Annotated in this window: 8 protein-coding genes; 4 read left to right on the top strand and 4 right to left on the bottom strand. The window is 38.6% G+C overall.

Annotated features, from left to right (window positions below; translation table 11 throughout):
• Positions 1–56 precede the first annotated feature (56 nt).
• The 4 genes from WCX87_RS06740 to recO all read right to left on the bottom strand — a co-directional run bounded on the left by WCX87_RS06740 (position 57) and on the right by recO (position 6,692).
• A complete protein-coding gene (locus tag WCX87_RS06740) occupies positions 57–2,675 on the bottom strand; it encodes a chemotaxis protein CheW (protein WP_345978691.1) in 2,619 nt (872 codons plus the stop codon).
• A 229-nt stretch (positions 2,676–2,904) separates the two neighbouring features.
• Positions 2,905–4,797: a molecular chaperone HtpG gene (htpG, locus tag WCX87_RS06735; protein WP_345978689.1), complete on the bottom strand. Its 1,893-nt coding sequence runs from the start codon at positions 4,795–4,797 to the stop codon at positions 2,905–2,907.
• 106 nt (positions 4,798–4,903) lie between these two features.
• Positions 4,904–6,016, bottom strand: a complete 1,113-nt coding sequence (locus tag WCX87_RS06730; RefSeq protein WP_345978687.1) for a response regulator — start codon at positions 6,014–6,016, stop codon at positions 4,904–4,906.
• Positions 6,017–6,074: 58 nt separating this feature from the next.
• The gene (gene recO / locus WCX87_RS06725) at positions 6,075–6,692 is read right to left on the bottom strand and encodes a recombination protein RecO (RefSeq protein WP_345978686.1); all 618 of its coding nucleotides are present in this window, start codon (positions 6,690–6,692) and stop codon (positions 6,075–6,077) included.
• Positions 6,693–6,881: 189 nt separating this feature from the next.
• Between recO and gltB the strand changes: the two genes are divergently transcribed.
• From gltB to accD, 4 genes are read left to right on the top strand one after another with little or no spacing between them, the layout of a single operon-like run.
• Positions 6,882–11,321 carry a glutamate synthase large subunit gene (gene gltB / locus WCX87_RS06720; protein ID WP_345978685.1) on the top strand — a complete coding sequence of 1,480 codons (4,440 nt, stop codon included), beginning with the start codon at positions 6,882–6,884 and terminating at the stop codon, positions 11,319–11,321.
• 1 nt (position 11,322) lies between these two features.
• Entirely contained in the window at positions 11,323–12,708 is a 1,386-nt protein-coding gene (locus tag WCX87_RS06715) for a glutamate synthase subunit beta (RefSeq protein WP_345978683.1), read from the top strand.
• Positions 12,708–13,439, top strand: coding sequence for an inositol monophosphatase family protein (locus tag WCX87_RS06710; RefSeq protein ID WP_345978682.1), 732 nt, complete (start codon positions 12,708–12,710; stop codon positions 13,437–13,439). The genes WCX87_RS06715 and WCX87_RS06710 overlap by 1 nt, the downstream gene beginning before the upstream one ends.
• Positions 13,436–14,281 carry an acetyl-CoA carboxylase, carboxyltransferase subunit beta gene (gene accD, locus WCX87_RS06705; RefSeq protein WP_345978680.1) on the top strand — a complete coding sequence of 282 codons (846 nt, stop codon included), beginning with the start codon at positions 13,436–13,438 and terminating at the stop codon, positions 14,279–14,281. The genes WCX87_RS06710 and accD overlap by 4 nt, the downstream gene beginning before the upstream one ends.

Raw genomic sequence — 14,281 nt, 5'->3', positions numbered from 1 at the left:
TCTTGATGTCTTGAGATAGGGGGAGAAGCTCTAAAGGAAAAGCCTTTAGAGTGGGTTTATGCTACCTGTCTGTGCAGCATTCTGGATTGTTCAGGACGTACCAGTTTTTTGATGATCTTATCGACTGAAAGTACCGAAAGTACATCTTTTGAAGATGAAGCTTCATCAGGGAAGACGACACTGTCTACTAGTGTCCCGTCTCCTACGATCTCATCTTGAAGCATTTTAATATTTGTAACGCTTACTTCCGAGATATCTTCCAAACAGTTGACCAAGATGCCCAGATATGTCTCAGGTGTCCCGTATTTGATGATGACGATCTCTTTGTAGTCCTCTTTTAGTTCCTCTTGCAGATATTTTTTGATATCTATTACCATCACGGCTTTATCATCATAGATCAGTGTCCCTTTAAAGTGGTGGTTCGGATCTATTTTAATGGTAGATTTCAGTTCACTTACATTTACCGCTTCTACGACATCTTTTGTATCGACTCCAAGCCACTGCTTACCTATCATAAACGTCGCGATATCTAAAGTGTTGTCACTTCTTTCAAAAGAGATCTCTTTTTGTACTCTAAATTCATCATCTTTTTGGATAACGCTGTCGCTTACATCGCTGATATATGAGAAAAACAGAGCATATACATTGTTGACATAGTCGTCATCACGACCTTTAAATTCACGGTAGCCTTTAGAACATTTGACACCTAATGAGTAATACTTGTCTTCATAGACAATGATCTCGCTTTTTGACTCTCCGACATCAAGATCAAAGTAGCTGCTGTCTATATCAAGGTGATTTCCTACCTGATGTTTATCATAACTAGATGAGATGACCATCATATCTTTAGTCGCGATCGTTGCAAAGACGCCGTCTTTGACAGTTCCGTCACTGTTTTTTGGAAGAGCTTCTTCGATCATATTCTTAAACTGTATCTGAGAGTCGAAGACTACGCCGATACCGCCAAGCGTCTTTTGATCATCTAAAGACTTGATTGCTGCATTATAGATATATGTGTGTTGTTCATCATAAAGATTGCTGTTCGTAAAATCACTTACACAATACTTGGATGAATCAGAAAGTTCGATGGTCTCATTTACCCATTTTTCACCGATTCTTTTTCTGATGAGGTGCGATTCATCCTTGTTCGATACGGCTCTGATGACTCCTTGTGCATCATATATGATGATATTGGTGTACACTGTATAAAGTTCGTTTATATAGTGCAGGATATCGCTCATTCTTTGTGTATCGCTATCACTAATATTGTCGCTGTCAAGTATCTTTCTAAACTCAGAAGTAAGAGCCCACCATCTACAGTCGTTTGCCCTTTCATAAAGGTTTCTATCCATGATATCGACGATCAAGTCGGCATAAAAGACACTGTCACCGAGTACGATGGTCTTTGTAAGATTTGCAATGGACGAACCTATGATACTTTTTGTGTTCTCTCCTGTTTGACGGATCTCCTGCATAAGAGCACGTGAGAACTGTTTATTCTGATTTTTTGAATTCCCCTGTTTGATATTTCCGTTCCAGATAGCACGGTTAAGGTTTTTTTGGATGCTGCTGGCTTGAATAGGGATGTTTTTTAGAGCATCACTGAACTGCTTGCCGTTTTGAAGTATATAAAGCAGAAGGTCTTCATCTATCTCAAAACTGTTATTATCCACATCTTCAAACGCATTATCGATAGGTACCATGATATGTCCATACCATCCAAGTCCGTAAAATTCTTGATAACCGTTTGTCTTACGGCTTTTTGCAAGATAGTCTCTTCCGCCGAAAGTCACTATTTTAAATTTATCGTTTAGGATCACTTCTAGTTTTGAACCTAACGGAATATGGTACTTATCACTTGTCGCTATGACATAACCCTCTTTGTCTAAAAGAGTTATTGCCTCTTTTTTTGTCGTGTTTACCAAGTTTTTAAATATCTCATCCATCTCGTCTTGAAATTTAAAACATAGTGATAATATCCCGATCACTTCAGAGTTCGGATCATTATTCTCAGTCACTTTATACGAATAGACAAGAGATTTGTCATGTGAAGGCAGAAAGTCATGGTACTTGAATGTCTCGACATACTCTTTTGATGTTGTCAACACCTCTTTAATGATCGAATCTTGTGATTTCGACAATTTAAGGTCATCATCCAAGTTGGCAAGGATCTCTCCATGTGTGTTCATAAGTACGATATTAAAATATACACTGTATTTGTTGATGTATTCTATAAATCTGTTTTTTAAATTTTGGAGATCTTCCGTATAGTTTGCCGTGTATTTGATATTATGATTTTTTAAAAAGTTTCTGATGTCGTCATCTGTTGCTAAGAACCCGATATCTGCCGTTCTTTCAAACAGATTCCTGATCACTATATCAACAGCGACTTGCGCTTTAAAGTTCATCTCATTTATATTTTTATTTAAAAGTTCTATTGCAAGGTGGTCGATAAGTTCAGAAGAGAGTGTAGAGAAATTGTTTTTTATCTCGCTCATATTGACACCGGCATCTCCAAGCTGACTAAGTAGTGAAAGTGTGTTCCAGTTGTTGCTAAGATCATGCAGCATCTCTCTGTTGTCTTCTACTTTGTCCATATATTTTATAAATGGGACGATCTCTTTCGAGATATTCATGTTTTTATATCTATAGTTTTCGCTTTTCATATCTTTCATCTTTCATAGTATAAATTTGATAGGAAATTTTATAATAAAAAGTCCGACAATTATGTAGTAGTTTGATTAAAAAATAAACATTATTTTGAGTATGTAATTTGCATTTTGATTATAAAATATACAATAGAAGAGTTGACAAAATCACATTTTTGTTATAATGATTTTTAAGATAATTGTAGCAGATGAGAGTTTTTGTAAAAGGGAGGGCTAAAGGAAAAGTTCCTTTAGCTTAGAGTGCTTTTGTGATGATGCGGTTAAGCTTAGCGATAAATGAAGGCAGATCATCTATCTCCATACCGTTAAACAGTTTTGCCTGATCAAGCAGTACATGTGCAGCGTCGCTGATAAGATTTTGGTCAGCAGAGTCTTTGAGCTTCTTGATCAATTCATGATTTGGATTGATCTGAAGGATCGGTTTTGGCATCGGGATATCACCGCCTTGACCCATCTGTCTCATCATCTGTGCCATCATATATGAAGGATCTTCTTTATCCTCTTTTATAGCAACGGCAGAGTCTGTAAGGTCATATGTGACTTCAACGTCTTTGATATCTTCACCGAGAGTATCTTTAAGTTCTTTTGTTAACGCTTCATACTCTTTTTTACTTTCCTCTTTTGCTTTCTTATCCTCTTCGCTCTCTTCAAATTTAGCGTCGGTCACATTTACAAGCTTATACTCTTTGTATTCGTTTACCATTGGGAAGACGATCGTATCGACCTCTTCGTTTAAAATAAGTACATCGATCCCTTTTGCTTTAAATCTTTCAAGTGCAGGATTATTTTTAAGCATGCTTACAGTCGATTTTGCCGTGATATAATAGATCTCTTTTTTCTCAGCATCGACATTTTTAACGAACTCTTCAAGAGATGTTTTCTCATCTGAGTTGAGTGTGCTGAATCTTAAAAGGTCTAAGATCCTTTCACGGTTTGCATAGTCAGAGTACAGACCCTCTTTTAAGACATTACCGAACTCTTTTATAAAAGTATCATATTTTTCTGCATCGTTTTTAGCCATTTTTGAGAGTTCTGATAAAACTTTTTTCACAGATGCACTTTTGATCTTTGCCAAAATCGCATTGTTTTGAAGTATCTCACGGCTTACGTTTAACGGCAGGTCTTTTGAATCGATCACACCTCTTAAGAAACGAAGGTATGTAGGCATCAACTCTTTTTCGTCATCTGTGATAAATACACGGTTGATATAAAGCTTGATACCAGGCTGATAATCAACACGATACATATCCATAGGTGCTTTAGAAGGGATGTAAAACAGTGTCGTATACTCTATGGCACCCTCAGCTTTGTTATGTGTCCACATAAGAGGGTCTGTCGAGTCATGAGCGATACTTTTATAGAAGTCTTTATACTCGTCATCGCTGACCTCTGATTTTGAGATAGTCCAAAGAGCGTTTGCTTTATTGACCTGCTCATTGACGATCTCAGTCTTTGCTGCTTCTATCTCTTTTCCGTCATCATCTTTTTTTGCAGGAGTATAGTGCTCTTTGTCCATAAAGATCGGGAACGGGATATGGTTAGAATATTTTTCGATTATGCTGGAGATTCTATGCTCTTCTAAGAACTCATGCTCATCATCGTTTAGAAAAAGTGTGATAGTCGTTCCATGTCCTTCACGTTCAGCAGAATCAAGTTCAAATTCTCCGTCGCCGGCACTTGTCCATTTAAATGCTTGATCTTCACCCGCTTTTTTCGTTACGACTTCGACTTTACCTGCTACCATAAATGCTGCATAAAAACCGACACCGAACTGACCGATAAGTTGAGAATCTTTCTTTTGATCTCCGCTTAGACTTTCGATAAAAGCTTTTGTACCTGATTTAGCGATCGTACCTATATTGTTTATAAGGTCCTCTTCATTCATACCGATACCGCTGTCTTTGATAGTTAATGTCTTGTTTTCTTTGTTTGGTATGATATCTATACGAGGATTGAACTGTACATTTTTATATTTTTCATCTGTCAGAACTAACATATTCAGTTTATCTAATGCGTCCGAGCCGTTAGATATAAGTTCACGCAGAAAGATCTCTTTATTTGAATATAAAGAGTGGATCATAAGATGTAATATTTGATTTGCTTCAGTTTGAAACTTATGTTTTGCCATATTAATTCCTTTTTTTGATATATAAAGTTGAGTGAAAGTATATCAAAAAAAGGTAAATAGATGCAAGTTGCATTAGCTTTCTTTAGTCTATGCGACTAAAGATTGTTTAGCTCATATGAGCTTCTATTTTAGTAAGGACTTGAGAGAGAGTGTCTTTGAATTTTTCTTCAGCTTCAAAGTAGTTATTTTCTTGGTGGTTGTTTAAAACTTCTCTAAATTCCGTTGAGACATCAGCTAATCTATCAGCACCGATATTCGCAGAAATCCCCGATATGTCTAAAAGGAGTCTTTGTATGGAATCTATGTCATCTTTTGCCATAAAGAGTTTTATCTTTTGGTCGGAGTCTTGATACATAGTCGTAAACTCAGACAGTACCTCTTTATAAAGATCATTGTCTCCACCACAGATCTCAAGACCCTCTTCGATATTGAGTATCTCATCGTACTCTCGGTTTTCATCTGCTTGTTCAGAAGACTGAGGATCATCTTTCATGTCGATATAGCAATAGATCACTTCAAAAAGTTTATCCATCTTTAAAGGTTTTTCAAGATGCTCCTGCATACCTACATTGTACATCTTTCTGATGTCGTCTGCCGCAGTATCACCGCTTAGAGCAACAACAAGAAGATGATCTAAAGAGCTGTCTTGTCTTATCTGTCTTGTCGCTTCATACCCATCGACTCTAGGCATATGTGCATCCATAAGGACAATAGAGAAATCTTTGTCCTTTTGCAGGATATCTAAAGCCTCCTGACCGTCATCTGCCATTACTACGATCATCCCGGAATCACCGAGTATACCGTTGATGACTTTCTGGTTGATCATATTGTCTTCTGCGACAAGTAGTTTTGAACCTGCAAAAATATTAAAACTCTCTTTTGTTATTGGCCCGTGTGAAACAAACTCACGCTTCTTTTTGATGATCTTTATAGCCGGTGCAGCCTCTGCTTTAGCCGGTACTTCTTCTATCTCTTCAGGCTCTTGGAGTTCTTCTTCCACCTCTTCTTCTACTGCTTCTTCAGTTTTTTCCTCTGGAGTGGTGCTAAATATATTAATATGTCTTTTTTCATCTTTCTCTGGTTCTTCATGCTCTTTCAGGTCTTTTGGTTTGTCGCTTCTTTGTTTGATGATGACATAAAGCAAGACTAAAAAAATAACTAAGATTAAGACGATTGTTTCTGCGAGGTATTGTGTGAAGAACTCATTGATTTTATTCATTTGTTTCCCTTGATTTCAAATAATGACTTCTATATGATAAACTCTTTTTTCTTAAACTTTATAATCCTTCAAGCAATACGTACCAAAGTCTGTCGATTTCTTTGTCGTTTAAGAAGAGTGAAGAGTCGTTTTCAAAGAGTTCATTCAGAGCATCTTTATTGATCGCATAGGTATGTGAGCACTCAAAATGCGTAGGCAGATAGCCTCTGATTACAGATATTTTTTCAGGAATATTCTCACTGCATAAAAAACATCTGTTCTCTACATGTAAGCGTCCTTCATACCTTAAAAGTTTGATGTAAGATTCCACGGCCACACGTTTTGGATTTTGTTTATCCCATTTCAGTGCGGCTTCATCTATCAGTTTAAAGTAGAACTCTCCGATATCTTCGGCTTGTTTGAGGTGTTGATGAAAAAGTGCTATAAAATCTTGCCATACTCTTAGTCGGTTTCTGTCGGATATCCATCTAAAACTTAGATGGATCACATCTCTTAATCTGGAAATGGAGCTTTTTACCGAACCTTCAAGTTCATAGTCTATCTTGAATCCAAGATTTATTACACCGTGTCTTGCACCGTAAAATCGATAAACTATTTGTAAGTTATCCTTGGATATTATTGTGACTATAAGATCTTCATCTTTAGCCCGATTGATATTTATTATATAGCCCTGCATAGTGTGCTTCCATTTTACACGAATTTAAATTTTTAAAACAATATTATTACGATTAAATACTTTTTTAATTCTTTATTAGATACAATTGACACGTAATTTTTCTAAATAGACTAAGTTTATTTAAAAATAGATTAAATTTTCTCTTTTTTTGAAGAAAATTTGAAAAAAATAACAATTTGGAGTGAATATATGGTTGAATATAATGACTTATTAAGATCTTTTAAAGATAACTGTGGTTTTGGTCTGATCGCTAACATCAAAAACCGCTCATCACATGAAAACCTAGAAAATGCCATTACAGCACTTGAAAGAATGATGCACCGTGGTGCAGTTGCAGCTGACGGAAAAACAGGGGACGGTAGCGGACTTTTACTATCTATGCCTGTAGAATTTATGCGTAAACAAGCGCAGGCTGCAGGAATCGAACTTCCGGATCAATTTGCCGTAGCATCTGTATTTACAAAAAACAGAGATCAAATAGACGTAATCGAAAAAATTTGTATGAAAAATGACCTAAAGGTTGTATTGGTACGTGATGTACCGGTAGATATTAACGCTTTAGGAGAACAGGCAAAACAAACTTTACCAAATATTATTCAACTATTTATTGCTTCAAATTCAATTATGGCATCTGAGCGTTTCGATGCACTTTTATATCTAAGCAGAAAAGAGTGTGAACACGCACTTACAGATGATAGAAACTTCTATATCTCATCAATGTCGTCAAAAGTGTTGTCTTATAAAGGTCTTGTTATGCCTACGCATATCAAAGAGTTCTATAAAGACCTTCAAGATAAAGAGTTCAAGATCTCTTTTGCACTGTTTCATCAAAGATTCTCGACGAACACACTTCCTGAATGGCGTCTTGCTCAACCGTTCCGTGCTGTTGCACACAACGGTGAGATCAACTCTGTAGAGGGAAATAGATTTAATGTAGCTATCAAATCTGAGTCGATCAAAAGTGAAGTGTTTACAGATGAAGAGCTTTCTCGCATACTTCCGATCCTTCAGCCTGCATCATCTGACAGTGCAAGTGCGGATAACTTTTTAGAATTCCTTCTTGTAAACGGTATGGATTTCTTTAAAGCTGCTCGTGCTGTCATCCCTAGTGCTTGGCAGAACGCTCCGCATATGGATCCTGAGCTTCGCGCGTTTTACGAGTATCAGTCGACTGTATTTGAAGCATGGGACGGTCCTGCGGCATTCTCACTGACTGACGGTCGTTACATCGGATGTGTACTTGACAGAAACGGACTACGTCCATCAAAATATATTATTACAAAAGATGACACGTTATTGATCGCTAGTGAATACGGTGTTATCGATATCGACGAAGATAACATTAAAGAGCGTGGACGTCTAAAATCAGGACAGATGATCGGTCTTGACCTCAAATACGGAAAAGTTCTTAAAGATGAACAGATCAATGATTATCTAAAAAGTTCAAACCCGTATATGAAATGGCTTAACGAGCATATGATCTATCTTCAAGAACATGTTGAAGAGCAATATTTAAGTCAATGTGACTTTGAAGAGTCAGATCTTATAAAAAGACAAAGATATTTCAATATTACTCATGAAGTCGTAGAACAGGTTATCGAACCAATGATCCGTGACGGTAAAGAAGCTGTAGGTTCTATGGGGGATGATACTCCGCTTGCAGCGTTTAGTGATAAACAACGTTCATTCACTGACTATTTTAAACAAAAATTCGCTCAGGTAACAAACCCGCCGATCGACCCGATCCGTGAAAAAGTGGTAATGAGTTTAAATACCGGGTTCGGTGAAGCTCACAATATTCTTGGTGAACTTCCGTCACATGCACATAGATTAAAAGCTATCTCACCTGTGATCACTTTTGAAAAACTTGAGGTCTTAAAATCTTTTGGAGATAAAAAGTCACCGAGTTACCAAGACTTCTATAAAAATGCTACTTTTTCAACAGCGTATGATACAGATTTGAAATCAGCACTGGATGATCTTGTAAAAAATGTAATAGAGAGCGTAAAGAATGACAACGTACGTATTGTCATTCTTGATGACGTAGAACTTAGTCAGACAAAGCGTGTTATCCCTATGGCAATGGCAGTGGGACGTTTAAACCATGCATTGCTTGAAGTCAAATTGAGACATCTTGTATCTATAGTCGCTTCGACTTCAGAAGTCGTGGATTCTCATAGTGCTGCGGTACTAATCGGTTACGGGGCAAGTGCAGTATATCCAAGCCTGCTTTTCATCACTGTTGCAAAAGAGCTTGAAAAAACAAAATACAGCGGTACATCTTGTCAAGAAGCACTGAAATCTGTTCACGGTGCGATCAATGCCGGGATCCTGAAAATCATGTCAAAAATGGGTATCTCTACTGTTGCTTCATATAGAAATACAGGTCTTTTTGACATCATAGGTCTTGGAAGAGATATTACGGCTGAGTGTTTTGAAGGTTCTCATATCTTAGTTCCTGGTCTTAGCTATGCTGATATAGATGCGAAACTGCAAGAGAACCATAAAGCGGCATATAAAGAGGATGGATTTAACAAAATATTCCCTCTGAAAATTGGCGGATATTACAAGTTCTATAACGGTCAAGAGTATCATGATTTCGGTCCGGACGTTATCCACTCGCTTCATGCTGTAGTAAAATCGGGTGATAAAAAAGATTTTGAGAAGTTCAAATCGATAGTCAATAACCGTGGTCTTAAATTTATTCGTGATTTCTTTGAGTTTAAATCTGACAGAGCTCCGATAGATATCTCAGAGGTCGAACCAAAAGAGGCTATTTTCAAACGTTTTGCATCTGCTGCTATGAGTCTTGGTTCTATCAGCCCTGAAGCACATGAGACGATAGCAATGGCTATGAATCAGATCGGTGCACAATCGAACTCGGGAGAAGGTGGAGAAGACGCAGTTCGTTTCGATACTGACCGTAACTCGAAGATCAAACAGGTCGCTTCGGGACGTTTTGGTGTTACACCTGCGTATCTTCGTTCAGCTGAAGAGATCCAGATCAAAGTCGCTCAAGGTGCAAAACCGGGTGAGGGTGGACAGCTTCCTGGGCATAAGGTAACTGAGCTTATCGCACGTCTTCGTCATACGATCCCTGGTGTAACGCTTATCTCGCCTCCGCCTCACCACGATATCTACTCTATCGAGGATCTGGCACAGTTGATATTTGACCTTAAACAGGTGAATCCAAAAGCTCGTATCGCAGTGAAACTTGTTTCTACTGCGGGTGTCGGGACTATTGCGGCAGGTGTCGCTAAAGCGTATGCTGACAAGATCATTATCTCAGGCGGCGACGGTGGTACGGGTGCTGCACCTCTAACATCTATCAAATATGCGGGTAACCCTTGGGAGATAGGTCTTAGCGAGGCTCACAATGCACTTAAAGTAAATGATCTTAGACGTCTTGTCGAAGTTCAGACTGACGGTGGATTAAAAACAGGTCTTGATGTCGTAAAAGCTGCGATGCTTGGTGCTGAGAGTTATGCATTCGGTACAGGTGTTCTTGCGATCGTCGGTTGTAAGATGCTTCGTATCTGTCATTTAAACAAATGTTCGGTGGGTGTCGCTACACAAAACGAAAAACTGAGAAATGATTTCTTTAAAGGTCACGTACACCAAGTGGTAAACTATTTTACTCTTCTTGCTGAAGATGTAAGAGCTATCATGGCCGGTCTTGGTTATAAAACGATGGAAGAGCTGATCGGTAGAAGCGATCTGCTTAAAGTCGTAGATGATAAGTTCGCACAAAAATTCGACTTCTCATCGGTTTTACACCAAGTAGAGGGTGTAAATACTTGTCAAGAGCCTTTCAATATGCCTTTTGACGACAACTCGTTTGAAAAATCTATCTTAAATGAAGTGATGCCTGCTATCAAGCATCCTGATCATCCGATTAGAATAACAAAAGAGATCAAAAACATCCATAGAAGTTTCGGTGCGCTTATAAGCGGTGAAATAGCACAGTATTACGGTGATGCAGGTCTTAAAGAAGACACTATTACTATGGAACTAAAAGGTATCGCAGGTCAGGCATTCGGTGCATTTTTGATCAACGGTGTCTCTTTATACCTAGAGGGTGTTGCAAATGACTATATCGGAAAAGGTCTTCACGGCGGTAAGATAGTCGTTACTTCTAAAAACGAGGGTGAAGAGTTCAGTGCAGGCGGGAACACATGTCTTTACGGTGCGACTTCTGGAAAACTGTTTATCTCAGGAAACGTAGGTGAGCGTTTTGCTGTCCGTAACTCAGGAGCATTAGCGATCGTAGAGGGTGCAGGAGATAACGCTTGTGAATATATGACAGGCGGTATAGTCGTGATCCTTGGTGAGACAGGTATCAACTTCGGTGCAGGTATGACAGGCGGTGTTGCATTCGTATATGATAAAAAACATGACTTTATAGAGAATGTAAACCGTGAACTTGTCGAAGCTGTAAGAATAGATACGGATGACGGTGACGAAGCTCGTCATTACCTCAAACGTCTGTTAAAAGAGTACTTGGTTGAAACATCAAGTGAAAAAGCTAGAGATATTTTAGATAATTTTAGAGAAGATATAAGAAACTTCTGGCTGGTTCGCCCTAAAAACCTTAAAAAATTACCGTTAAACGTTGATAAAGGAGACTAAGATGCAAGAATTTTTAAATACAGGACGTATAAATCCTGAAAAACGTTTAGTTGTTGAGCGCGTAAGAGATTTTAAAGAGATTTATGAAGTATTTGATAAAGACCGCGCATCATCTCAAAGTGACCGTTGTATCCAGTGTGGAGATCCATACTGTCTTAACAAATGTCCGCTTCATAACTACATCCCTCAGTGGTTAAAAAGCGTGGCAGAAAAAGATCTTGAATTTGCATTCCGTCTTTCAAACGAGCCTTCACCGTTTCCTGAAGTAATGGGAAGAGTCTGTCCTCATGACAGACTTTGTGAGGGTGACTGTACGTTAAACGACGGACACGGTGCTATCACTATCGGTTCTATCGAGACTTTTATCGTAGAAGAGGGATTTAAAAACGGTCTTAAACCTGAATTCCCTGGAATCACAACAGATAAAAAAGTGGCGATAGTCGGTTCTGGACCTGCTGGGCTTTCTGCTGCGACATACCTTCTTCGTTCAGGTATAGCCGTGACTATGTATGAAAGAAGTGATCGTGCAGGCGGACTTCTGACTTACGGTATCCCTAACTTTAAACTAGATAAAAAAGTTGTAGACCGCCGTGTAAAACTGCTTCAAGATGCAGGGATGAAACTTGTTCTAAATACTGAAGTGGGTAAAGATATCTCTTTTGACGAGATAGCGGATAACCATGATGCTATGTTCATCGGTATAGGTGCTACTGTAGGTAAAAAAGCGGGTATCTCGGGTGAAAATGCAGCGAACGTATATAAAGCGATGGATTATCTTACAAACATCCAACGTAAAAACTTTAAGCTGACATACGATAAAAAGTTTGACTTTAAAGACCTTGATGTCGTGGTTATCGGGGGCGGTGATACTGCAATGGATTGTCTTCGTACTGCAAAACGTGAAGGTGCGAGAAGTGTCACATGTCTATACCGCCGTGATGCACACAATATGCCGGGAAGTCAAAAAGAGTATAAAAATGCTATGGAGGAGGGTGTTGATTTTACATTCTGCGTCTCTCCTAAAGATATCGTTTTAAATGAATCCGGACGTGCGATCGCGGTAGAAGTCGTAAAGACGACTCTTGGTGCAAAAGATGAAAGCGGACGTCAAAAGATGGAAGAGATCAAAGGCAGCGAATACAGAGTAAGCGCTGATGTGATCATCATGTCATTAGGTTTTGACCCTTCAAAACCGTCATTTTTAGCAGAAAACGGGATCGAGACAAACTCATGGGGCGGAATCATCATTGATGAAGAAACACATGAGACAACTACTTCAGGTGTTTACGCAGGCGGAGATTGTTACCGTGGAGCAGACCTAGTCGTAACTGCAGCGTTTGACGGCCGTGAAGCAGCAAGAAGTATAGTTAAATCACTTCTAGGATAATGTTTACCTCATTTATTGAAGATGCCATATCGGCATCTATCAAGATACAAGAAAAACTACTACAAAATACCTCCTCTTTATATGAAAGACTTGAGGTCGGTGCCGGCGGTGATATAAGCTACGGTGCCGATATCATGGCTGAAGATATCTATGTTTCCTATTTACAAAAACATGCAAAGATCGACTCGGAAGAATCCGGTGTCATAGGCGAAGGCGAATACACGGTCTATCTTGATCCGCTGGATGGAAGTGACAACTTTAAGAGCAATTTTCCATACTACGGTTCGTCGATCGCACTTTGTAAGGGTGATGAGACCCTAATTGCGATCATTGTAAACTTCATATCCTCAGAAGTCTTTATAAAAACTCAAAAAGAGTTTTATAAAACATATTTGAATAACCTTACATGTAAGACTGATGTAGTGACTAATAGTTCTCTCTCATCAGTAGGGATAGTTGAAAAAGCCTATGCAGATCCGCAAAAAGCGGCACTTTTAAAAGAAAAGAATATGAAATTCAGATCACCGGGAGCCATAGCATTATCTCTGGCATATGCACATTATGTTAAATATATGCTCTTTTTTGGTACAATACGCATCTATGATATGCAGGCAGGTCTTTATATGTGTAAGGATCTTAATGTATATAAAGATGACGAGATAGTCATAATATCAAAAGATGATGATTTATTTAAAAAATTATGTAAATTATATAATAAGGAAACGGTTTGAACCTTTTTAACCTTTTTAGCTCAAGCTCAAAAAAACAACAAGCTACAAAAAGTGAAGCTCCTGCACACTGGATAAAATGTAACTCTTGTCAATCACTTATGTATTATAAAGAGGTTGAAAATCAAAACTATGTTTGTCCAAAATGTGGTTTTCACCTGCGTGTAGGTGTAAAAGAGCGTATAGCACTGTTGGCGGATAACGGCGAGTTTATAGAACATGATGCAAATCTTGCACCTGTAGATCCGATCAAGTTCGTTGATAAAAAAAGTTATGCAAAACGTATTGAAGAAGCATACTCTAAGACTTCTCGCAAATCTTCAGTCGTAAGCGGCGAATGTAAGATAAACGGAGAGAGTGCTCAGTTAGTCATCTTTGATTTCTCTTTTATGGGTGGATCTCTCGGTTCTGTCGAGGGTGAGAAGATAGTACGTGCAGTAAACCGTGCGATCCAAAAGAGAGAAGGGCTTATCATCATCAGTGCCAGCGGTGGTGCTAGAATGCAGGAGAGTACGTTCTCTTTAATGCAGATGAGCAAGACTTCGGCTGCTTTGGCAAAACTAGCAGAACATAAACTTCCGTATATCTCACTTTTGACTGATCCGACTATGGGTGGTGTCAGTGCGTCATTTGCTATGCTTGGTGATATCATCATCGCAGAGCCGGGAGCATTGATCGGTTTCGCAGGTCAGAGGGTAATCAAGCAGACTATCGGTTCTGATCTTCCTGAAGGTTTTCAAAGAGCAGAGTTCCTTCTTGAAAAAGGATCGATAGATATGGTCGTCAATAGAAATGACTTAAAACAGACACTTTCGGATCTTTTAAAGATGTTAGTTAACAAATAA

The sequence above is a fragment of the Sulfurimonas sp. HSL3-2 genome, from assembly GCF_039645965.1.
GTDB classification, from domain to species: Bacteria; Campylobacterota; Campylobacteria; order Campylobacterales; family Sulfurimonadaceae; genus Hydrocurvibacter; species Hydrocurvibacter mobilis.
The sequence above is the reverse complement of the archived record's forward strand: the minus strand, read 5'-3'. Positions and strand labels throughout refer to the sequence as shown.

What these genes read in the sequence shown, in the direction of transcription:
- WCX87_RS06740 (WP_345978691.1), bottom strand. Translation starts at nt 2,675, where the DNA reads ATGAAAGATATGAAAAGCGAAAACTATAGATATAAAAACATGAATATC.
- htpG (WP_345978689.1), bottom strand. Translation starts at nt 4,797, where the DNA reads ATGGCAAAACATAAGTTTCAAACTGAAGCAAATCAAATATTACATCTT.
- WCX87_RS06730 (WP_345978687.1), bottom strand. Translation starts at nt 6,016, where the DNA reads ATGAATAAAATCAATGAGTTCTTCACACAATACCTCGCAGAAACAATC.
- recO (WP_345978686.1), bottom strand. Translation starts at nt 6,692, where the DNA reads ATGCAGGGCTATATAATAAATATCAATCGGGCTAAAGATGAAGATCTT.
- gltB (WP_345978685.1), top strand. Translation starts at nt 6,882, where the DNA reads ATGGTTGAATATAATGACTTATTAAGATCTTTTAAAGATAACTGTGGT.
- WCX87_RS06715 (WP_345978683.1), top strand. Translation starts at nt 11,323, where the DNA reads ATGCAAGAATTTTTAAATACAGGACGTATAAATCCTGAAAAACGTTTA.
- WCX87_RS06710 (WP_345978682.1), top strand. Translation starts at nt 12,708, where the DNA reads ATGTTTACCTCATTTATTGAAGATGCCATATCGGCATCTATCAAGATA.